This is a genomic window from Stenotrophomonas sp. Nf1 (genome assembly GCF_003028475.1).
Classification (GTDB): domain Bacteria; phylum Pseudomonadota; class Gammaproteobacteria; order Xanthomonadales; family Xanthomonadaceae; genus Stenotrophomonas.
The window spans coordinates 582,766-603,351 of the sequence record NZ_PYTV01000001.1; the positions used below are offsets into that span (position 1 = coordinate 582,766).

17 protein-coding genes and 1 tRNA gene are annotated in these 20,586 nt (G+C 65.6%); 12 read left to right on the top strand and 6 right to left on the bottom strand.

Going from position 1 to position 20,586, the window contains the following annotated elements; genetic code table 11:
• Positions 1-15 precede the first annotated feature (15 nt).
• The gene (locus tag C9412_RS02855) at positions 16-234 is read left to right on the top strand and encodes a hypothetical protein (RefSeq protein WP_107230225.1); all 219 of its coding nucleotides are present in this window, start codon (positions 16-18) and stop codon (positions 232-234) included.
• Between the two features lie 59 nt (positions 235-293).
• Positions 294-369: transfer RNA gene (locus C9412_RS02860), tRNA-Thr, on the top strand.
• Positions 370-1,682: 1,313 nt separating this feature from the next.
• Here the strand turns inward: C9412_RS02860 and C9412_RS20660 are convergent.
• The 4 genes from C9412_RS20660 to C9412_RS02880 form a co-directional block, all read right to left on the bottom strand.
• Positions 1,683-2,135, bottom strand: coding sequence for a hypothetical protein (locus C9412_RS20660; protein ID WP_181358657.1), 453 nt, complete (start codon positions 2,133-2,135; stop codon positions 1,683-1,685).
• A gap of 53 nt (positions 2,136-2,188) precedes the next feature.
• The gene (locus tag C9412_RS02870; RefSeq protein WP_107230226.1) at positions 2,189-3,094 is read right to left on the bottom strand and encodes a hypothetical protein; all 906 of its coding nucleotides are present in this window, start codon (positions 3,092-3,094) and stop codon (positions 2,189-2,191) included.
• A 538-nt stretch (positions 3,095-3,632) separates the two neighbouring features.
• Positions 3,633-3,851: a hypothetical protein gene (locus C9412_RS20805; RefSeq protein WP_258189942.1), complete on the bottom strand. Its 219-nt coding sequence runs from the start codon at positions 3,849-3,851 to the stop codon at positions 3,633-3,635.
• Entirely contained in the window at positions 3,848-4,276 is a 429-nt protein-coding gene (locus C9412_RS02880) for a VOC family protein (protein WP_107230227.1), read from the bottom strand. The genes C9412_RS20805 and C9412_RS02880 overlap by 4 nt, the downstream gene beginning before the upstream one ends.
• 332 nt (positions 4,277-4,608) lie before the next feature.
• Here C9412_RS02880 and cyoA point away from each other — a divergent pair, with 332 nt between their 5' ends.
• From cyoA to cyoD, 4 genes are read left to right on the top strand one after another with little or no spacing between them, the layout of a single operon-like run.
• Complete coding sequence (cyoA, locus tag C9412_RS02885) at positions 4,609-5,649, top strand: ubiquinol oxidase subunit II (RefSeq protein WP_107230228.1); 1,041 nt, start codon at positions 4,609-4,611, stop codon at positions 5,647-5,649.
• Between the two features lie 2 nt (positions 5,650-5,651).
• Positions 5,652-7,649 (top strand): cytochrome o ubiquinol oxidase subunit I, encoded by a 1,998-nt coding sequence (gene cyoB, locus C9412_RS02890; protein WP_107230229.1) that lies wholly within the window; start codon positions 5,652-5,654, stop codon positions 7,647-7,649.
• A complete protein-coding gene (gene cyoC, locus C9412_RS02895) occupies positions 7,646-8,284 on the top strand; it encodes a cytochrome o ubiquinol oxidase subunit III (protein WP_107230230.1) in 639 nt (212 codons plus the stop codon). Before cyoB ends, cyoC begins: the two co-directional genes overlap by 4 nt.
• The gene (cyoD, locus tag C9412_RS02900; protein WP_005408584.1) at positions 8,284-8,625 is read left to right on the top strand and encodes a cytochrome o ubiquinol oxidase subunit IV; all 342 of its coding nucleotides are present in this window, start codon (positions 8,284-8,286) and stop codon (positions 8,623-8,625) included. The genes cyoC and cyoD overlap by 1 nt, the downstream gene beginning before the upstream one ends.
• 424 nt (positions 8,626-9,049) lie before the next feature.
• On the opposite strand, the gene C9412_RS02905 is transcribed toward cyoD, so the two are convergent.
• Positions 9,050-11,107: a bifunctional diguanylate cyclase/phosphodiesterase gene (locus C9412_RS02905; protein WP_107230231.1), complete on the bottom strand. Its 2,058-nt coding sequence runs from the start codon at positions 11,105-11,107 to the stop codon at positions 9,050-9,052.
• 149 nt (positions 11,108-11,256) lie between these two features.
• Here C9412_RS02905 and radA point away from each other — a divergent pair, with 149 nt between their 5' ends.
• From radA to C9412_RS02925, 4 genes are all read left to right on the top strand, one after another.
• Positions 11,257-12,633, top strand: a complete 1,377-nt coding sequence (gene radA / locus C9412_RS02910; protein ID WP_006425111.1) for a DNA repair protein RadA — start codon at positions 11,257-11,259, stop codon at positions 12,631-12,633.
• A gap of 247 nt (positions 12,634-12,880) precedes the next feature.
• On the top strand, positions 12,881-14,737 hold the full coding sequence (locus tag C9412_RS02915; RefSeq protein ID WP_107230232.1) for an ATP-binding protein: 1,857 nt from the start codon (positions 12,881-12,883) through the stop codon (positions 14,735-14,737).
• Positions 14,738-14,785: 48 nt separating this feature from the next.
• Complete coding sequence (locus tag C9412_RS02920) at positions 14,786-17,092, top strand: tetratricopeptide repeat protein (protein ID WP_107230233.1); 2,307 nt, start codon at positions 14,786-14,788, stop codon at positions 17,090-17,092.
• A gap of 94 nt (positions 17,093-17,186) precedes the next feature.
• On the top strand, positions 17,187-17,651 hold the full coding sequence (locus C9412_RS02925; RefSeq protein ID WP_107230234.1) for a hypothetical protein: 465 nt from the start codon (positions 17,187-17,189) through the stop codon (positions 17,649-17,651).
• A gap of 84 nt (positions 17,652-17,735) precedes the next feature.
• Here the strand turns inward: C9412_RS02925 and ccsA are convergent, their stop codons facing one another.
• The gene (gene ccsA / locus C9412_RS02930; protein WP_107230235.1) at positions 17,736-18,530 is read right to left on the bottom strand and encodes a cytochrome c biogenesis protein CcsA; all 795 of its coding nucleotides are present in this window, start codon (positions 18,528-18,530) and stop codon (positions 17,736-17,738) included.
• 122 nt (positions 18,531-18,652) lie between these two features.
• Between ccsA and ffh the strand changes: the two genes are divergently transcribed.
• Positions 18,653-20,029, top strand: a complete 1,377-nt coding sequence (ffh, locus tag C9412_RS02935) for a signal recognition particle protein (protein WP_014036403.1) — start codon at positions 18,653-18,655, stop codon at positions 20,027-20,029.
• Positions 20,030-20,124: 95 nt separating this feature from the next.
• The gene (locus C9412_RS02940; RefSeq protein WP_146160113.1) at positions 20,125-20,559 is read left to right on the top strand and encodes a hypothetical protein; all 435 of its coding nucleotides are present in this window, start codon (positions 20,125-20,127) and stop codon (positions 20,557-20,559) included.
• Positions 20,560-20,586: the final 27 nt, after the last annotated feature.

Here is a 20,586-nt window from a genome sequence, read left to right on the forward strand (position 1 = left end):
GGGAATGATGCATCCATGACCCAGGCGACGTTCAGGGCCAGCATGAAGTGGATCAATCTGGCGGTCGCGCTGCTGATCTTCCTGCTGGCGACGCGTTACCTGTGGAGCCGGGCCAGCAGCGGACAGCTGGGCGCCATGCACGACGTTGCCCTGGCCGGACTTTCGTTGTTCTGTGTGTTTTTCGGGGTGCTGACCGTGCAGTCGATCCGCAGCAGCAGGGGCAGGCAGGGGTAGCGCCTGCAGGCCGACCTCGATTGACCTGCTGATCGCCACCCCCTACAATTCCCTGCTAGGCCGGAATAGCTCAGTTGGTAGAGCGGCGCATTCGTAATGCGTAGGTCGCAGGTTCGACTCCTGTTTCCGGCACCAGTTGCATGAAAAGCCCCGGCCTTGGTCGGGGCTTTTTTTGTGCTCCGGTAGTGCCTGCCGCTGGCCGGCACCCGGGATGGCAGAACCTAGTGGTCAGCTCCAGCTCCAGCTCCAGCTCCGGCTTCCCAGGCGCTTGGTCGTTCGTATTGTTCCCGGCCTGCACACCGCATCTGACCCAGATGAGGCCATCAAATTCCTTCATGCCCGTCCCGCTGCCATGAATGCTCGGGCATGCTTCGGGGCTCTTTCCCGGCTACAAGCCGGGATATGGCAGAGGTCGGAACCTGGCCCGTACGGGTGGTGATCTGTTGAACTTGTTTGAGACAGGCTCCGTGAGCCGCGCTTGTGGCGGTGTTGTAGCGAGTTCCAGATCGAGGAAGATGGGGAAAAATGATCGCGCGTACTGCTTCCTGGGTCGTTGTTCTGATCGTCGCGCTCACAGGCGCAGCATCCGCTACGCCTCCAGTTTCCGTTTCCCAAGCATGTGCGCCGACCTGCTGCATCGAGGTTATCGCCACAACTCCGGACCGACCGGTGGCGATCGGGGTTGAATCGACAGTTCCCGCAGACGCTGCGACCACAACGGTGGAGATGGGGCGCTGATTCACAATTGCTTTCCATTCCAGATATGTTGAATGGAAATCAGGGGTGGTAGGGCTGCCTCCCGTGAGGCGGAGGCCAGACCGGCATGGCCCCGTGGCAACGAGAATCCATGTGATGGGAAACTCACAATGGGTCGAGGCGAAGATCGCGCGAGCCGGCAGAACCGGGAGTGGGAGTGCGGTGGCGAAGATTCACTGCAGGATGGGTATCGTTGAGGGCGCCTTTCATGTGTAGTGCAAGAAGCGCGGGAGCTGGAACCATCTGAGCACAAGCGCATGCGGCTGCTGGAAGATGAGAGCCGCAAGCACAAATGTCCGTTGGCCGACTTGGGTCTGGACAAGGCGATGTGCAGAATGGGGTCGCACAAGGCTCCGAGGCTTGGCCATCGGTGTTCTTGAGTGGGGCGGTTGCAGTAGTGACTTTGTGTGATTCTTTGTCGCGCCCTACGGATGGCGGCGATGTGTTGTGTACGCGTCCGCTTCCGGCGCCCGGTACACGGCGTGGCGGAATCCCGGAGTGCAGGCTGACTCCCTTGCGTTCGAGGTTCTTCAATCGCCAACGTTTGGCGGATCCCTGCTCGAGTACCAGGATCCGCCGTCTTGCTACCCGGAGATGATCAGTCTCCAGGCCACTGCAGGCTCAAGCGTGTTTCATGATTGGCCACGCGACGGCAATGCGGCTGCAGTTGCCCATGTGTTCACAGCTGGTCTTCACTGCTGTTCGATGGGGCCGATTTCGACCCGGCCGCAGCAAGCGCCGCCACCGCCACCGCCACCACCACCACCACCACCCCAGCCGTCCCAACCTCCACCGCCGTAGCCGCCGCCGAAGTCGCCACCGCCACCGCCACCGCCACCCTGTGCGGGCGGGGGCAGGACCGTTGAAATGACCGTTCCGGAATTGAACCGGTCATTGCCTCGCCAAGTGTACTCAACGCATTCGATGCCGTTGCAGACCACCAGGGTATCGCCCGTCTTCAGCCCCTGGGCTCCCCAGGCATTCAATCGTCCTTCTTCGCCCAGCAGGACACTGCGGGTGCTTCCGTCCGGGTCGGGCGTACTTACCGCACAGTGACTGCACTGCAGAATGCCGGCACGACTGGCCGCATCCGCAGTATCAATGCCTGCGCACAACGCTGCCGCAAGAGTCGAGGCATAGATCATTCCCTTGAAAACTGCAGTTTCTCCGAAACACTTACTCTGCATGCTTGCATCCCCTATTGTTTAACGCAGCATTTGTTGTAGATCTCGTCAGAAGCAGACTTCACTCGCATCAGTTCCTTTGCGCTCAACCTCCTTTCGATTTCGGACACCTGGTCCGGGGTGATGAAACTGGAGTTCACCCTGTTCACCACGCGCGAGTACGCGGCGGCCATGACAGGGTCTGCGTCGACGACGCCACCGTAGGTGTAGGCGCTGGCCAGATCCCAGAGGGCAGAGACGTTTCCCTGGCTGGAAAGATCCGTCAGGTATTGCTGGGCATTCCTCCGCCATTCGGCCACCTTGTCCGGATCGCCGACGGCCTTGTCCAGTGAGCCAAGGACGTCCTCCGGCGAGTTCGCATACGTCCTCATTGCGGACTGCGAGCCCATCGCCGCGGCAGTGGACAACCAATCCGCCTCATAGATGTCCTTGTCCAGGATCAGGGATTCGCACTCTTTGAGCATCCGCTCGGATCGCTGCAGAAACTGCCCTTCCTTTCCAACCGATCTGGCCGAGTCCGCAAGTTCGTCCGCGTGCTGGGAGGCGAAGGTCTGGCACTCTCTGACGGTCAGGTAGACGTCGTAGGCCGCGTTCGCGTCACCTGATCTGGACCGGTCGATCAACTGCCTTGCGTGCGTCAGTGCATCACCAGGAGGCCGGATGCGGTTGCCGCGGATGATTTCGTAGGCTTTGGATCCCATGGGCTTGAATGAACCCTGTGGTATCTTCATCTCCGCCTCAAGCCGCTGCGCCGCCGCAAGCGACGGTGCCAAAGCGCTGCCGTTCCGGTGTTGCACTTCCGAGACGGTACCTGCACCGGCGGCAGGCGCGGGCGTCTGCCGTGCGTTGGAGTAGATCGTGGTAAGCGTGATCGCTGCCACTGCACCCGCAACGACTGTTCCGACAAGCCATTTGTTCATTGGTCGATCTGGTTCCCTTGGTGGAATGCAGGGTCAATGACCGCCATTCCGGATCGGTGTGGGCGCAGGCATCCTGCGCGGAATCCAGAACATTCCACAGGCAGGTTTTCCACACAATTCAATGCGCTGTCAGTGGCGGCCCTGCGCTGTTCTGGTGGCCGGACACATCGACACTCGAATCCCCGTTTGCTGGGTATGCAAACGCTGCATCGTGCCGATTTCCCCCAGTTACATTTATTTTTGGTTCATGATTTGTTCACGCATCGCGGGGCGAGGCGAACACGTCACTGATCGGCGGCAATCGAAGATGACGCGGTGGCATATTGAATCCGGCGCAGGCTTCCTTCCTGGCCAGCTGGATTCATCTGTTCCGCCGCACAAGCGCTGCTGAGCGCGCCCATGCCCACCCCAGCGCTCGCGGATAACCGCCCGCTGCTCCGGCCAGGGCGCAGCCCGCCAATCGTCCACCGGTGCGCGTGAATTGGCCGCCCCGAACCCGCAGCCAGGGCGGGGTGGCCATCAGCTGCGCTCCCGACAACTACGCGACCACATCCAGCTCCAGCGCATCGACCACTGGCAACAGCGGCAGCAGATCCGGATTGCAGGCCAGCACGATCAGCAGCCCGGTGCAGAGCAGGGCGATCACGTGTTGCGTGTTGCGCGTTGCGCGATGGGCGAGGCCAGCCAGCGCCGCAGAACAGTGAGCTCGGCCGCCGATTGCCGCGCAGGCGGCGTCCGGCTCGTCATCCCTGCTCATGCCGTGGCTCCGTCGGCGGGGCCTTTCAGTTCGATGGTGTTGCCATCCGGGTCGGTGAAGTAAAGCGACAGCCCATCACCTTCGGCGCCGAAATTGACGTCGGCCGGCCCGGCCACCTGCACCCCAAGTTCCTGCAGGTGCGCGACCAGGGCAGGCTCGTCGAAGGGGGTGATGCGCAGGCACAGGTGATCGGTGTTGCGCCCCTCTGCCTCGGGCCCGCGCCCGCCGCGCAGGCCCAGCGGGCCGTCCAGGCTCACCAGGTCGACCATCGATGCCCCCGCACGCAGATGCACCAGACCCAGGTGATCGCGCCGCCGCACCACCTCACAGCCCAGCACCTGTCCGTAGAACACCACGCTGCGCGCCAGGTCGCGAACCCGGAACACCACGTGGTCGATGCGCTCAACAACAAACGGCCTTGCCATCCGATCCATCCTCCCAGTGCAGATGCTGCTACCTGAATATGTTCAGTTAACTTTGCCGGGTCTGTTGCGTCGGTGCCCGGCGGCCTGATGCTACGCTGCGCGTCCTGTGGTGATCTGCCCCCGCCGGTGCGCGGTGCGACAACGTGTCGCAGCCAGATTGGCGCCTTTCCTGCGCCCGATCATTGTCAATGTCTTTCTTAAATGGTGGGTGACGGCCTAAAATTGAAAGGCTGACTCGACCCCACCTCACTGCCTGTCTCACCACAGGCGGGACCGGCTTTGCCGGAGCGGGCAGGACGGGGAACGGCATTCCCTCGCAATTGGATCGACCGATGATTCCGTTGAAAACCCTTGGGCGCTGGTTGCGCCCGGGCCTGCTGCTGTCGTTGCTGGTGATGCTCACCGGTTGCGATGCGGTGGCCATCCTCAGTCCGAAGGGCCAGATCGGCCAGGATGAGAAGACCCTGCTGATCACGGCCACCGTGCTCATGCTGCTGGTCGTCATCCCGGTCATCATCATGACCCTGACCTTCGCGTGGAAGTATCGCGCCTCCAACACCAAGGCCCGGTACGAGCCGAAGTGGTCCCACTCGACGGCGATCGAGGTGGTGGTGTGGTCGATCCCCTGCATGATCGTGCTGGTGCTGGCGGTCCTGACCTGGCGTTCGTCGCACGCGCTTGACCCGTACAAGCCGCTGGAATCGGACGTCAAGCCGGTCACCATCGAGGCGATCTCGCTGGACTGGAAGTGGCTGTTCATCTATCCGGAAGAGAAGGTGGCGGTCGTCAACGAAATCAAGTTCCCGGTCAACACCCCGCTGAACTTCAAGATCACGTCCGACACGGTGATGAATGCGTTCTTCATCCCGCACCTGGGCAGCATGATCTACTCGATGGCCGCGATGGAGACCAAGCTCCATCTGATCGCCAACGAGACCGGTGAATTCCCGGGCATGTCCTCGCACTACAGCGGCGCGGGCTTCGCCAAGATGCACTTCACCGCCTACTCGGTCACCGATGCCGAATACCGCCAGTGGCTGGACCAGGTCCGTGCCGGCGAACAGACCCTGGACAAGGCCTCGTTCAAGGCGCTGGGTGAAGCACGCAACGCCGAGTGGTACCCGGTCACCTACTTCGGCAAGACCGAAGAAGGCCTGTTCAACTGGGTCATCGCCAAGCACATGGGCGACAACAAGCACTACGGCATGAAGCACGAACATGCCGGTGCCGCCGCTGCCGATGCCGCCAGCCATGAAGCGCACGAGGGTCACGCCCCCAGTGACGCGCATGATTCCAAGGAGTCGGGTGAGAACCTGGACGCCACCGAACACGAACACGCAGGCCATGCCGGCCACGCGGGTTCGGGAGAATGAACATGTTGGGAAAACTCTCTCTTGAGTCGATCCCCCACGATCCGATCGTGCTGACCACCCTGGTCGGCGCGGTGCTGGGTGGCCTGGGCGTCATGGCCCTGATCACCAAGTTCAAGCTGTGGGGCTATCTGTGGAAGGAGTGGTTCACCTCGGTGGACCACAAGAAGATCGGCGTGATGTACCTCATCGTCGCCTTCGTCATGCTGCTGCGCGGCTTCTCCGACGCCATCATGATGCGTACCCAGCAGGCGCTCGCCGTCGGCGGGTCCGAGGGTTACCTGCCGCCGCACCACTACGATCAGATCTTCACCGCCCACGGCGTGATCATGATCTTCTTCGTGGCGATGCCGCTGATCACCGGCCTGATGAACCTGGCCGTGCCGCTGCAGATCGGTGCGCGCGACGTCGCGTTCCCGTTCGTCAACTCGCTCAGCTTCTGGCTGTTCGTGTCCGGCGCGGTGCTGATCATGCTGTCGCTGTGGATCGGTGAGTTCGCCGCCACCGGCTGGCTGGCGTTCCCGCCGTTGTCGGGCATCGAATACAGTCCAAGCGTCGGCATGGACTACTACATCTGGGGTCTACAGGTCGCAGGCCTGGGTACCACGCTGAGCGGTATCAACTTCTTCATTACCATCCTGAAGATGCGTACCCCCAGCATGAAGCTGATGCAGATGCCGGTGTTCACCTGGACGGCGCTGGTCACCAACGTGCTGATCGTCGCCGCCTTCCCGGTGCTGACCATCACCCTGGTGCTGCTGACCCTGGATCGTTACCTGGGTACGCACTTCTTCACCAATGACGGTGGCGGCAACGCCATGCTGTACATCAACCTGATCTGGATCTGGGGTCACCCGGAGGTGTACATCCTGGTCCTGCCGGCGTTCGGTGTGTTCTCCGAAGTCATCGCGACCTTCTCGCGCAAGGCGCTGTTCGGCTACAAGGGCATGGTCTACGCCACCGCCTGCATCGGCGTGCTGTCGTTCATCGTGTGGCTGCACCACTTCTTCACCATGGGCTCGGGTGCCAACGTCAATGCCTTCTTCGGCATCACGACGATGATCATCTCGATCCCGACCGGCGTGAAGATCTTCAACTGGCTGTTCACCATGTTCCGCGGTCGCGTGCAGTTCACCACGCCCGTGCTGTGGACCATCGGCTTCATGGTCACCTTCACCATCGGCGGCATGACCGGCGTGATGCTGGCGATCCCGGCCATCGACTTCGTGCTGCACAACAGCCTGTTCCTGATCGCCCACTTCCACAACGTCATCATCGGCGGCGTGGTGTTCGGCATGTTCGCCGGCATCACCTACTGGTGGCCGAAGATGTTCGGCTTCCGCCTGAACGAGTTCTGGGGCAAGTGCGCGTTCTGGTGCTGGTTCATCGGCTTCTATGTGACCTTCATGCCGATGTACGTGCTGGGCTTCATGGGCATGACCCGTCGCCTGCAGAGCACCGTCAACCCGGCCTACGAGCCGCTGCTGCTGGTGGCTGCCGCAGGTGCCTTCATCGTCGGTGCCGGCATCCTGTGCCAGATCATCCAGGTGGCCGTGTCGATCCGCGACCGCAAGAAGACCGTCGACCTGACCGGCGATCCGTGGGATGCCCGTACGCTGGAGTGGGAAACCTCTTCGCCGCCGGCCTTCTACAACTTCGGCACGCTGCCGGAAGTCACCGAGCTGGACGATTTCTGGGAGCGCAAGCAGCGTGGTGAAGCCTGGCCGAAGCCGGCCAAGTACACCGACATCCACATGCCGCGCAACACCGGCACGGGCGTTGTCATCGGTGCCTTCAGCCTGGTGTTCGGCTTCGCGATGATCTGGCACATCTGGTGGCTGGCCATCGTCGGCTTCGTCGGCATGATCGCCACGTTCATCTACCGCACCTTCGACCAGGACGTGGACTACTGGGTCCCGGCCGCCGAGGTGGAACGCATCGAGAACGAACACCGCAAGCACCTGGAAAGCCAGGGCCTGGTGAAGTCGGAGCTGAAGGCATGAGCACCAATACCTCGACCCTGAGCCACGGGCACGCCGCGCACGCGGCGGCCCATGGCCATGACGACCACGAGCACCACGACACCGGCGGCAACACCGTCTTCGGTTTCTGGGTGTACCTGATGAGCGACTGCCTCATCTTCGCCTCGCTGTTTGCCACCTACGTGGTGCTGGCCGGCGGTACCGATGGTGGCCCCGGCGCGAAGGACCTGTTCGAGCTGCCGTTCGTGGCGTGGGAAACCGCGCTGCTGCTGACCTCGTCGCTGACCTTCGGCCTGGGCATGATCGCCATGCACCGCAAGCAGATGGGCCAGATGTACCTGTGGCTGGCCATCACCTGGCTGCTGGGCTTCGGCTTCATGTGCATGGAAGTGTGGGAGTTCCAGCACCTGATCCACCAGGGCTACGGTCCGGACCGCAGTGCCTTCCTGTCGGCGTTCTTCGCCCTGGTCGGTACCCACGGCCTGCACGTCAGCGCCGGCCTGCTGTGGCTGCTGGTGATGTTCGTGCAGCTGAAGAAGTACGGCCTGACCCCGACCAACAAGACCCGCATGGCGTGCCTGAGCCTGTTCTGGCACTTCCTGGACCTGATCTGGATCGGCGTGTTCTCCGTCGTCTACCTCAATGGAGCGCTGTAATGGCACATGACAACCATGCACACGACCACGGCACCGGCGGCGAAAGCCATGGCACCGTGAAGTCGTACCTGATCGGCTTCGTGCTGGCGGTGGTGCTGACCGTCATCCCGTTCTGGATGGTGATGTCGGGCGATTTCTCGCGCACCGTCAACGGTGTGGTGATCGCCATCACTGCGGTCCTGCAGATGCTGGTGCACCTGGTGTTCTTCCTGCACCTGGACCGCTCTTCGGAAAGCCGCTGGAACGTCAACGCTGCGGCCTTCACCGTGGTGGTGATCGGCATCATCGTGGTCGGTACCCTGTGGGTCATGCACAACATGAACGTGCACATGATGCACTGACGTCTTCGCGACGTTGCCACGCAGAAAGGCCGCCCTTCGGGGCGGCCTTTCTGTTTTCCTGTGGACGGGTAGTGCTGGCCGCTGGCCGGCAATTGCGGGAAGCCGGCCAGCGGCCGGCCCTACCGGTTGATGCCACTGGTCGGATTGCGCTGCGCCTGCGCCTGCAACTGGTTGCGGCGTGGTAGCGCCGGCCGCTGGCCGGCAATAGCGGGAAGCCGGCCAGCGGCCGGCTCTACCGGTTGATCCCATTGGTCGCATCGCGCTGCGCCTGCGCCTGCAACTGGTTGCGGCGTGGTAGAACCGGCCGCTGGCCGGCAATAGCGGGAAGCCGGCCAGCGGCCGGCTCTACCAGTGGATCCACGCCATGCGTGGATGGGGTCAGAGCCCTTGCCTGCGGCAAGGAATCCGACCCCAGCGCAAAACCTCAGCCCACCCGGCGCAGGAACTCGTCGGCCTCCATCGGCCGGCCCAGGTGGTAGCCCTGCAGCTGGTCGCAGCCCAGCGCGCTCAGGTATTCACGCTGCGCCTGCGTCTCCACGCCCTCGGCCACCACCTGCAACTGCAGCGTGCGGCCCAGTGCGATGATCGAGGAGACGATGGCGGCATCTTCGGCATTGCATTCCAGATCGTGCACGAACGCGCGGTCGATCTTCAGTTCGGTGGCCGGCATGCGCTTGAGATACAGCAGGCTGGAATAGCCGGTGCCGAAATCATCGATGGCAATGTGCACGCCCATCGCGGTCAGGTCGTTGAGGATCGCAAGGCTGGCGTCCACATCCTTCATCGCGGTGGTTTCGGTGATCTCCAGGGTCAGTCGCGCCGGTTCGATGCGATGCCGCTGCAGCACTTCGCGCACGCTGTCCAGCAGCGCCGGCGAGGCGAACTGCAGCGGCGACAGGTTCACCGCCATCGTCCATTCCCCATGCCCGGCGTCGTGCCATGCGCGCAGCTGCGCACAGGCGCGGTCCAGCACCCAGTCGCCGATCGGCAGGATCAGGCCACTGCGCTCGGCGATGGGAATGAACACGTCCGGCGCCAGCAGGCCCAGTTCCGGGTGCTGCCAGCGCAGCAGGGCCTCGGCGCCTGTGGCCGGGGCACCGGCGGCCGGGAACTTGGGCTGGTAGTGCAGCACCAGTTCGCCGCGTGCGATCGCCTTGCGCAGGTCCTGCAGCAGGCGCAGCTGCCGGTTGGCACTGAGCTGCATCGAGGGAGTGAAGAAGGTATAGCCGTTACGGCCGGTTTCCTTGGTGTGGTACATCGCCGCGTCGGCGTGTGCCATCAACTCGCGCTCGTTGCTGGCATCGTCCGGATACAGCGCGATGCCCAGGCTGGCGCTGACCTGCAGTTCGGCGGCGTCCAGCGTGAACGGTTCGCCGGCGGCGGCGATGATGCGCTCGGCCACCACCACCGCGTCATCGGGGGTGTCGATGGCCAGCACGATCACAAACTCGTCGCCGCCCAGGCGGGCGAAGGTGTCCTGTGGCCGCAGCTGGCTGCCGATGCGTTCGGCCACGGCCACCAGCAGGCGGTCGCCGAGCTGGTGGCCATAAGCATCGTTGACCGCCTTGAAGCCGTCCAGATCGCAGAACATCACCGCCACGGCGTGCTGCCGCCGGCGTGCCTTCTCGATGGCCTGCTCGATACGGTCCTGCAGCAGCATGCGGTTGGGCAGCTGGGTCAGTGGATCATGCAGCGCGGCCTGGATCAGCTTGTCGTTGGCATGCGCCAGCGAGTCGGCCAGCAGGCCGGTGCGCACACGCATCTGCCGGTCGAACAGCGAGGTCACCAGCGCGATGCCGAGGGTCGCCACGGTGGTCACGATCACCAGCATCGCCAGCCAGCGGGTGTCGATCGCGCCGCTGCCGACCGCGCCGCAGATGCTGCCTTGCGGGAAGCGCGCGGCGGCCATGCCGGTGTAGTGCATGCCGACGATGGCCAGGCCCATCAGCAGTGATGCCAGCAGGCGCAGGCGCAGCGTGTTGCGCTGTTCGGCGCGCAGGCGGAAGGCGATCCACAGCGCGGCGCCGGCCGCGCCGATGGCCACCGCGATGGATGCGGCGAACCAGCCGGGGTGGTAGTCGATGCCGGGCTGCATGCGCATCGCCGCCATGCCCAGGTAGTGCATGGCGGCGATCCCCAGGCCCATCAACACCGCGCCCGCCATCAGGCGGCGCCAGGGCAGGCTGGGGCGCGAGACCAGCCACAAGGCGTAGGCCGAGGCGCCGATCGACACCGCCAGCGAGTACAGGGTGATGGCCAGGTCATAGCCGACCGGAATCGGCAGGTTGAAGGCCAGCATGCCGATGAAGTGCATGGACCAGATGCCCAGGCCCATCGCGGCGGCGCCACCGGCCAGCCACCAGCGCGCCACGCGGCCTTCGGCGGTGGCCAGGCGACCGGCCATGTCCAGCGCGGTGTACGAGGCAAGAATGGCCACCAGCAGCGAGATGGCGACCAGGCTCTGACTGTAACTGCCAGTCATGTTGAATCCAGTGGGAAAGGAAGGGGCGGCCGCAAGGCGCACGCCCGCGACCCCTATCGGCGCGGGTGGGCGGGACTTGAGCGGTCGCAGCAGCTGCGACCAGGCTCGGCTATCCTGCCACGCCTGTTCCCGTTGCTGGAAATCATCCGATGGCAAAAGCCCGTACCGCCTACGTCTGCAATGAATGCGGCGCCGAGTACAGCAAATGGCAGGGCCAGTGCACCGAGTGCAACGCCTGGAATTCGCTGTCGGAGATCGTCCTGGAAAGCGCCGCCGCGGCCAAGGCGCCGGCCTCGCGACGGGCCGGCTGGGCGGGCAAGATCGATCCGCCGAAGATCACCGCGCTGAAGGATGTCGAGCAGACCGAGCATCGCCGGGTCAGCACCGGCATCGGTGAATTCGACCGGGTACTGGGCGGCGGCCTGGTGGAAGGCGCGGTGGTGCTGGTGGGTGGCGATCCGGGCATCGGCAAATCCACCCTGCTGCTGCAGGCGGTGGCGAAGATGGCGGCCGAACTGCCGGTGCTGTATGTGACCGGCGAGGAGTCGCTGGCGCAGGTGGCCGGTCGCGCGCACCGGCTGGAGCTGCCGCTGGATGGCGTCAATGCCTTGGCCGAGACCGGCGTCGAATCGATCCTGCAGCACGCCTCCAGGGCCGGCCCGCGGCTGATCGTGGCCGACTCGGTACAGACCCTGTGGACCGAGAGCCTGACCGCCGCACCCGGCTCGGTCAGCCAGGTGCGCGAGAGCGCGGCACGGCTGGTGCGCTTCGCCAAGGAGACCGGCACCGCGGTGTTCCTGGTCGGTCACGTCACCAAGGAGGGCGGTATTGCCGGCCCGCGCGTGCTGGAGCACATGGTCGATGCGGTGCTGTACTTCGAAGGGGAGAGCGGCAGCCGGTTCCGTCTGTTGCGTGCGTTCAAGAACCGCTTCGGTGCGGTCAATGAGCTGGGTGTGTTCGCGATGGGCGACAAGGGCCTGAAGGAAGTCTCCAATCCCTCGGCGATCTTCCTGTCCGGTGGCAGTACCCACCAGCCCGGCAGCTGCGTGATGGTCACCCGCGAGGGCACCCGCCCGCTGTTGGTGGAAGTACAGGCGCTGGTCGATGCCTCGCCGCTGTCGAACCCGCGCCGTGTCGCCGTTGGCCTGGAGCAGAACCGGCTGGCCATGCTGCTGGCGGTGCTGCATCGCCACGGCGGCGTACTGGTCGGTGATCAGGACGTGTTCGTCAACGTGGTCGGTGGCATCCGGGTGCAGGAGACCGCCGCCGACCTGCCGGTGCTGCTGGCCGTGCTGTCCTCGCTGCAGGACCGTCCGCTGGCGGAAAAGACCATCGCCTTCGGTGAGGTCGGCCTGTCCGGCGAGATCCGCCCGGTGCCCAATGGTGAAGACCGCCTGCGCGAAGCCGCCACCCATGGTTTCAAGCGCGCCATCGTGCCCAAGGCCAATGCGCCCAAGGGCGGGTCGGTGAAGGGCATGGAGGTGATCGCGGTGGAGCGCCTGTCCGAGGCCATCGACGCCGCGTAACGCACCGACGGTAGAGTCGAGCTTGCTTGACTGCTGGTCAAACGGCCGTCGAGCAAGCTCGACGCTACGAAGAGCGAACAGCCGTCGCGCAAGCTCGACGCTACGAAGAGCGAACAGCCTTCGAGCAAGCTCGACGTTACGGGGATGCGGCAGCCGACACGGCAACGGTCAGCCTGCCTGTGCTAGTTTTTCCCGCTCGACGAAGACGCCCTCTGGCGTCTTTCCGTGCCCAGGAGTAAACGATTACATGCAGGACACCGCGCTCATCTCCCCCAACGCCGAAATCCGTCGTGCCGGGGTTGATCTCAATGGACTGATGACGGTGCTGGGCAAGCACCTGTATTCCACCCCGGTGGTGGCCCTGCGCGAGCTGGTGCAGAACGCGCACGACTCGATCATCCGCCGGCGCATCGAGCAACCCGGTACCGAGGTGCCTTCGCGCATCTCGGTGCAGGTCGATGCCGGTGCGGGCGTGCTGCGCATCAGCGATACCGGTGCGGGCCTGACCCGCCAGGAAATCCACGACTACCTGGCCACCGTCGGCGTCGGCTATACCCGTGGCCTGCGCCAGGGCGGCGAGGACGATGAAGGCCTGATCGGCATGTTCGGCCTCGGTTTCCTCTCGGCGTTCGTGCTGGCACGCCGCGTCAGTGTGCGCACCACCTCCTACCAGACGCCGGAGCAGGGCCACCTGTACGTGTCCAGCAACGCCGAGCAGTACACCGTCAGCGAAGTGCCGGCGCGTGCGGTCGGCACCGAGGTGGAACTGGAGCTGCATCCGGATTTCCTGCCGCTGGCCAACGAGGCGCGCCTGCACGAGGTGCTGGGCCGCTACTGCGCGCTGCTGTCCGAGCCGATCTTCATCGGTGGCGCGGCCGAGGCGCTCAATCCCGAGCCGCCGCCGTGGCGCGGCCAGGGCGAGGTCGCCCTGCATCCGGTGCAGGCGCGGCGGCAGGCGCTGCAGTTCGCTGCGCGCTTCGAGCACGATTTCGAACCGATCGTCACCGTGCCGCTGCGCGCCGACGGCGGCAGTGATGCCACCGGCCTGCTGTGGGTGCAGGATGGCGCCACCTATGGCACCAGCGACAACCGCAACCTGTCGGTGTTCGTGCGCGGCATGCTGCTGGACGATGACGCGCGCGACCTGCTGCCGCCGTGGGCCGGCTTCATCGGTGGGGTGATCGAATCCTCGCGGCTGACGCCGACGGCGAGCCGTGAGGATCTGCAGCGCGATGACCAGTACCGCGCCGTGCAGCATGCGTTGCTGGAAGCGCTGATCGATGGCCTGGCCGACGTTGCGCGGCAGCAGCCGGAAGCATGGCGGCGGGTGCTGACCCGTCACAACGAGGCGCTGCTGGGCGCCGCACTGTGTGATGACCGCCTGTTCGAGCTGCTGATGGAGCATGTGCGCGTGCCGACTTCGCAGGGCGACCTGCCGGCCAGCGCGTTGCCGGCCCGTGGCGCCGTGCACGTGATTCTCGACAACGGCGGCGGTTTCGAGGAGATGCTGTTCCGCGCGATGGGCGTGCCGGTGGCACATGGTCATCGCTACGCGGTGGTGCCGTTCCTGCGCCGCTGGGCCCAGGCCAAGGGCCTGCGTCTGGTTGAACTGGGCACCGAGCAGGGTAACCGCGCGCTGTTCCGCAGCGACGACAGCCTCGACGAAACCCAGCTGGCCTGGCTGCGTGAGCAGCTCGGTGACGGCGAACAGTTGTTGCCGGCGCGCTTCAGCCCCGAGGCGCTGCCGGTGGTGGTGGTGCCCGACCGCGAGGCCGAACTGAAGCAGCGCCTGGAAGACGACGAGAACGACAAGCGTGTGTCGATGGCGGCCCTGCGCCTGGCGCGGCAGTTCACCGCGCGCATCGAGTCGCGTGCACCGTCGCGGCTGTACCTCAACCTCGATAATCCCGCCGTGCAGGCGCTGCTGCGCGCACAGCGCGAGGGCCATCCACAGGCCGAAGCGGCGGCGCGCCTGCTGCGCTCGCTGAAGATCATCGTCGCCGCGCAGGGGCGCCCGCTGGCACGTGCGACCGCCACGCCCGCCCCCGATCTCAACGGCGCCTTTACCGATATCGCCGGTGCTCTGCAGCAGATGCTGCGCTGAGCACCGCACCTTCTCATCCAGCCTTCGCTAGACAGGAGCAATGACCCCATGGACATCTGGAACTGGGTTGAAAAACTGCAGGGTGACCTGCGCCAGGCCGGCCAGGCGCAGAATGCGCATCTGCTGAACCGGCTCGCCGACGAGGTGAGCGAGCTGCACGTCGATCGCGTCGACGCCCTGCTGCCGGAAGCGCGCGCGCTGGGCAAGGCGCTGGACAACCCGTGGGTCGACGTCTACGTCGGCCACTGGGCGCTGCGCAACCGCGTCGGCAACCGCGTCGAGGGTGAGAGTGCGCTGGGCGAGGCGGTCGCGCTGTTCGAACGTGCGCATCGCGAAGATACGCTGGAGTGCCCGCAGTCGATCTGCGTGACCCAGGACCTGGCGGCCTGTTACGGCAACATTGACGGCCCGGGCTGGGTGCCCGAGCGCATCGAGGTGTGCGATGAAACGCTGGCGCGCATCGATCCGAGCTGGGCCTGCTTCCAGTGCCTGAGCTGCGAGAAGGCCGATGCGCTGCTCGATGATGGCCGTGGCCAGGATGCACTGGCGTACCTGCAGGTGCAGTCCGACGCGATCGAGGCCTGCGGCAAGGAAGTGTTCGACAGCTTCCCGGAGATGCAGATCAAGATCCTGCTCGGCATGGGCCGTGCCGAAGAAGCGTTGGCGCTGATCGAGAAGCGCGAAGCCGAAGTGGCCGCATCCGGCGAGTACGAGCCGGCCAACTGCACGGTGCCGCGCCGTCTGTCCAAGGCCTGGGCGCTGGCCCAGCTCGGACGCGACGAAGAAGCACTGCAGCAGCTGGTGCCGTGGAGCGAACTGACCCCGACCTACTGGCGGTTGTGGGCCAACACGGCCGCTGCACTGTGCCAGCGCGATCCGCAGCGCAATACCTGGGATCTGGGCACCCGCTTCAACACCATCATCGAGCACTTCGCCCGGGTCGGTTCGCACCGTCTGCTGATCGAGGTGGCGGCACTGAGCCTGGAGCTGGCCCTGCAGCGTGGCGCGCGCTGGGTGGCGCAGCGCCAGCTGGAACTGGCCCGTACCCATCTGGCGCAGCTGCGCCAGGACCGCGGTGCGGCGGCGCTGGTGGCCGGCCTGGCCGCACGCATCGCGGCCTTGCCGGAAGCAGCGCCGCTGCCGGTGCCGGCCACCGAACTGCTGGCCTGGCTGAGTGCGCAGGGCGAACAGGACCAGGCACGGGACCCCGAGCGCGAAGCGCAGTGGCTGCTGCAGGCGCATGCGCAGTGTCCTGACGATGAAGCGCTGGCCGAGATGGCAGCCTCGGCACTCAATGCGTGCGGCGCGCAGACCGAAGCCCGCGCGTTGCTGTGGCGGTTCGTGCGGGCACATCTGCACGAAGATGGCGCGGCCGCCTATACGCTGATGCGCTGGCTGGCCGAGCAGGGCGACGACGAGGGCCTGCGCCAGCTGGCCGATGCTTACCGCGCCAGCGTGCCGGTGTTCGCGCACTGGTGCGAGGTGCAGCGTGCGCGCCGGGTGTCCGACTGGCCGGCGCTGGAGCAGGCCTCGCAGGCGCTGCTGGCGCTGTCGCCGGGTTCGAACGGCGCGCGCGGCACGCTGGCACGCATGTACATGGAGACCGGGCGCTTCAGCGAGGCGCAGGCCTGCTATGCACAGCTGGTGGAGCTGCTGGAAGACCCCAACGCCGCCCACTGGGATCACATGAGCGCGGCCAGCGCGGCGCGTGACTGGGATGCGGTACGTCGCTCGGCGGCGGCCATCGGCATGGAGCTGTCCAGCCAGGAGGGCGTTGTCGAGGAGCCCTGGGGCTGGGTGATCATCCGCAGCGAAGAGCAGGGCGAGCCGATGGAGTACTACGCCCGGCGCAGTGGCCCGGTGACCGCGCGCATCGTCGAGAACGCACCGGCCAACCGTGCCCAGCAGGTCGGCGACTGGGTGGTGTTCGATGCCGCCCTGGTGCATCCGGCGCCGGAGGAGGAAGAGGCGCGCCAGCACTTCATCCCGACCTACGCGCAGGTGCATGTGCTGGAGCGCGGCGGTTTCGCCCGCAGCTGGCTGATCGATGGCGCGCACCCGGGCGAAGACGCCTGGAACGCGCTGGTCGAATCGGCCGAGGCACAGGGCTGGCAGGTGTGGTCACACAGCCGCGCCGACTACACGGTGACCGATCCGGATGCGCCGGATGGAACGCTGCCTGGCCTGTTGTTCACGGTCGCCCAGCCGCAGGACCATGCGCCGTTGGCGCTGCATCGTTTCCTGCAGCAGGCCACCGCGGGCTGGCCGCATCCGCACTGCTGGCTGCGCCTGGCCGAGGCCTGCGACCAGGACCGCCAGCCGCACCTGGATGTGATCGAGCGCTACGGGCTGTAGTCCTGGCATCGGGTAGTGCCGGCCGCTGGCCGGCAACCCCTTGGATATCTGCAACTGGCGGCCAGCGGCCGGCACTACCTCAAGGACGAACACAATGCGAAAGACAGGGATGTTGATGTTGGCCGGCCTGCTGCTGGCGCCGGCCGTACAGGCTGTACCTGCCTGCCAGGAGCCTGCGGCTGTGGCCCGCGCCTTCTACGAGGCGACGACCGGCAATGGTGATCTGCTGGCGCCGCCGGCTGCACTGGTCAGCGCGGCCTTCGGCAAGGCACTGCGTGGCGAGCGCGCCTGCCAGCAGCGCGAGGAAGGCATCTGCACGATCGATTCGGACCCGTGGCTGGACGCGCAGGACGGCGACATCGACAGCCCGGTGCGCTACAGCTGGAAACAGACTTCGGCGACTACCGGCCAGGTCGAAATGCGGTACTCGGTGTGGAAGGCTGCCTACGTGACCCGGTTGCCGATGGTGCGCCAGGGCCAGGGGTGCTGGCAGGTCGATGACATCCTCACCAACAGCGGCCGTTCGGTGCGGAAGATCCTGGCGCAGCCGGTGCCCTGAACCGCCTGCGGCATCCACGCCGGCCAGCGGCCGGCACTACCATGTGATGTTGGGGTGGGTGCCGACCGTGGGTCGGCACGCCCTCTATCGCGTATGCCCGAACACCAGTTCGATCACGAACTGGCTGCCGAAGAACGCCAGCAGCAGCAACAGCATCGCTGCCAGTGTCCAGTGCACGGCTTTCATGCCCCGCCAGCCGTAGCGGCGGCGACCGATCAGCAGCACGCCGAACACGATCCACGACAGCACGCTCAGCACGGTCTTGTGCACCAGCTTCTGCGCCAACAGGTCGTCGACGAACAGCACGCCGGTGACCAGGGTCAGGGTCAGCAGCGCGAAACCCACGGTGATCACCCGGAACAGCAGCGATTCCAGGTCGGCCAGTGGCGGCAGGGCGCGCAGCCACGGGCGGAACTCACGGCGGCGCAGGGCGCGTTCCTGCAGCCACAGCATGATCGCCAGCAGCGCCGCAATGCTCAGCGTGGCGTAGGCCAGCAGCGCCAGCCAGGCATGGCTGGCCAGGCGCCAGCCCAGGACCTTGCTCGGTTCGTGGCCATAGCCGTGGTAGGCCAGCAGCAGGACGGCGGCCAGCGGGAACACCACCACCCCCAGCGCCGACATCCGCCCGCGCGCACCGACCAGCGAGGTCAGCCACGCCATGCCCAGACCGACCAGCGACAACGCGGCGAAGAAATGCATGTCCGGGCCGCCGCTGGTGCGCATCGCCACCATCACGTGGTAGCCGCCATGCAGCAGCATCGCCGGGAGGGCCGGCCACAGCCAGATCGGCGAGCCGGCTGTTTCATCGCGGCCGAGCGCCCGCACCAGCAGGGCACTGGCAGCCAGGTACAGCAGGACGGCGATGAGAACGATTGTCATCGTTGCAGTTTCGCATACCCCCGCCGTGGTGGCGACGGCCGCGGCGTCGCGGCGCGGGCGGTGGGGCGGACCCGCTATACTGTCTGCCTTATTGTCCCCCGCTTTCAGACAGGTTGCGCCGCATGTTCGAGTCCCTGACCCAGCGCCTTTCCGGCACCATCGAGCGCCTGCGTGGCCGTGGCCGCCTGACCGAGGAGAACATCCGCGAGGCGACCCGCGAAGTGCGCATCGCGCTGCTTGAAGCCGACGTCGCGCTGCCGGTGGTGCAGGCCCTGATCGAGCGCATCAAGGTGCGTGCGGTCGGCCAGGAAGTGCTGAAGTCGCTGACCCCGGGCCAGGCCCTGATCAAGGTCGTGCGCGACGAGCTGACCGCGGTGATGGGCGCCGAAGCCAGCGACCTGAACCTGAATGTTCCGGCCCCGGCCATCATCCTGATGGCCGGCCTGCAGGGTGCCGGCAAGACCACCACCGTGGGCAAGCTGGCCAAGCACCTGAAGGAAAAGCGCAAGAAGAAGGTGATGGTGGTCTCGGCCGACGTCTACCGTCCGGCCGCGATCGAGCAGCTGAAGACCCTGGCCGAGCAGGTCGGCGTGCTGTTCTTCCCGTCCAGCGCCGACCAGAAGCCGGAAGCCATCGTGCGCGCCGCCATCGACGATGCGCGCAAGTCGTTCGTCGACGTGCTGCTGGTCGATACCGCCGGCCGCCTGGCCATCGACGAAGCGATGATGGCCGAGATCAAGGCCCTGCACGCGGCGGTCAACCCGGCTGAAACCCTGTTCGTGGTCGATGCCATGACCGGCCAGGACGCAGCCAACACCGCCAAGGCGTTCGGCGATGCGCTGCCGCTGACCGGTGTGGTGCTGACCAAGACCGACGGTGACGCCCGTGGTGGTGCCGCGCTGAGCGTGCGCTACATCACCGGCAAGCCGATCAAGTTCGTCGGTGTCAGCGAAAAGCCGGAAGGCCTGGATGTGTTCCATCCGGACCGTATCGCCAGCCGCATCCTGGACATGGGCGACGTGCTGTCGCTGGTCGAGCAGGTCGAGCAGCAGGTCGACAAGGACAAGGCCGCCAAGCTGGCCGAGAAGGTCGCCAAGGGCAAGAAATTCGACCTGAACGACATGCGCGACCAGCTGGAGCAGATGCAGAACATGGGCGGCATCGGCGGCCTGATGGACAAGCTGCCGGGTCTGGGCAACATCCCCGACCATCTGAAGCAGCAGGTCAGCCAGGGCAAGGAAGTACCGCGCATGATCGCCATCATCGGTTCGATGACCAAGAAGGAACGGCGCAATCCGAACCTGCTGAACGGCTCGCGTCGTGCGCGCATCGCCAAGGGCTCGGGCGTGACCCCGGCCGACGTCAACAAGCTGATGAAGCAGTACATGCAGATGGAAAAGATGATGAGCAAGATGGCCGGCGGTGGCATGAAGGGCATGTTGCGCAGCATGAAGGGCATGATGGGCGCCATGGGCGGCCGTGGCATGCCGTTCCGTTGACCGGCGCGAGGGCAGGGCGCAGGTGCCGGGATCGGCACTTGCATGCCACGGCCCGTATTGCTTGACTACCTGCCGTATCTGACAAGGGAATGTTCATGAACAAAGTGATCGTGGTGATGGTCCTGGCCCTGGGCCTGACCGCATGCAAGGACGACACCTCGGTGTCGCAGAAGGCCGGCAGTGCCATCAGTGGCACGGCGGCCGATTTCGTCGCAGGCCTGGGCGAGGGCGTGGACAAGCGCATGAATGTGACGCTTCAGGCCGATCCGGGCCTGGCCGCACGCGGCCTGACCGTCACCCTGGGCAAGAGCCGTGGCATGGGTTCCAAGGAAGCGGCGGTGTACGTGGTGGCCGACAAGGCCTTCAAGGGCAAGCTGGTGGCCCGCGCGCTGGACGCCGACGGTACCGAGATCGGCCGGGCATCGGCCGAGGCGGAGTTTGCCGCTGATGATGCGCGCTACGTGACCTTCCATTTCAATGAGGAAATGGACAGCCAGCTGGTCCGCACCTACGCGGTGGCGGCGCGCTGAGCCGCCGGCGAGCGGTACGCGCCGCGC

Coding starts and splice junctions, on each gene's coding strand:
- C9412_RS02855 (WP_107230225.1), top strand. CDS start 16: ATGACCCAGGCGACGTTCAGGGCCAGCATGAAGTGGATCAATCTGGCG.
- C9412_RS20660 (WP_181358657.1), bottom strand. CDS start 2,135: ATGATCTATGCCTCGACTCTTGCGGCAGCGTTGTGCGCAGGCATTGAT.
- C9412_RS02870 (WP_107230226.1), bottom strand. CDS start 3,094: ATGAACAAATGGCTTGTCGGAACAGTCGTTGCGGGTGCAGTGGCAGCG.
- C9412_RS20805 (WP_258189942.1), bottom strand. CDS start 3,851: ATGAGCAGGGATGACGAGCCGGACGCCGCCTGCGCGGCAATCGGCGGC.
- C9412_RS02880 (WP_107230227.1), bottom strand. CDS start 4,276: ATGGCAAGGCCGTTTGTTGTTGAGCGCATCGACCACGTGGTGTTCCGG.
- cyoA (WP_107230228.1), top strand. CDS start 4,609: ATGATTCCGTTGAAAACCCTTGGGCGCTGGTTGCGCCCGGGCCTGCTG.
- cyoB (WP_107230229.1), top strand. CDS start 5,652: ATGTTGGGAAAACTCTCTCTTGAGTCGATCCCCCACGATCCGATCGTG.
- cyoC (WP_107230230.1), top strand. CDS start 7,646: ATGAGCACCAATACCTCGACCCTGAGCCACGGGCACGCCGCGCACGCG.
- cyoD (WP_005408584.1), top strand. CDS start 8,284: ATGGCACATGACAACCATGCACACGACCACGGCACCGGCGGCGAAAGC.
- C9412_RS02905 (WP_107230231.1), bottom strand. CDS start 11,107: ATGACTGGCAGTTACAGTCAGAGCCTGGTCGCCATCTCGCTGCTGGTG.
- radA (WP_006425111.1), top strand. CDS start 11,257: ATGGCAAAAGCCCGTACCGCCTACGTCTGCAATGAATGCGGCGCCGAG.
- C9412_RS02915 (WP_107230232.1), top strand. CDS start 12,881: ATGCAGGACACCGCGCTCATCTCCCCCAACGCCGAAATCCGTCGTGCC.
- C9412_RS02920 (WP_107230233.1), top strand. CDS start 14,786: ATGGACATCTGGAACTGGGTTGAAAAACTGCAGGGTGACCTGCGCCAG.
- C9412_RS02925 (WP_107230234.1), top strand. CDS start 17,187: ATGCGAAAGACAGGGATGTTGATGTTGGCCGGCCTGCTGCTGGCGCCG.
- ccsA (WP_107230235.1), bottom strand. CDS start 18,530: ATGACAATCGTTCTCATCGCCGTCCTGCTGTACCTGGCTGCCAGTGCC.
- ffh (WP_014036403.1), top strand. CDS start 18,653: ATGTTCGAGTCCCTGACCCAGCGCCTTTCCGGCACCATCGAGCGCCTG.
- C9412_RS02940 (WP_146160113.1), top strand. CDS start 20,125: ATGAACAAAGTGATCGTGGTGATGGTCCTGGCCCTGGGCCTGACCGCA.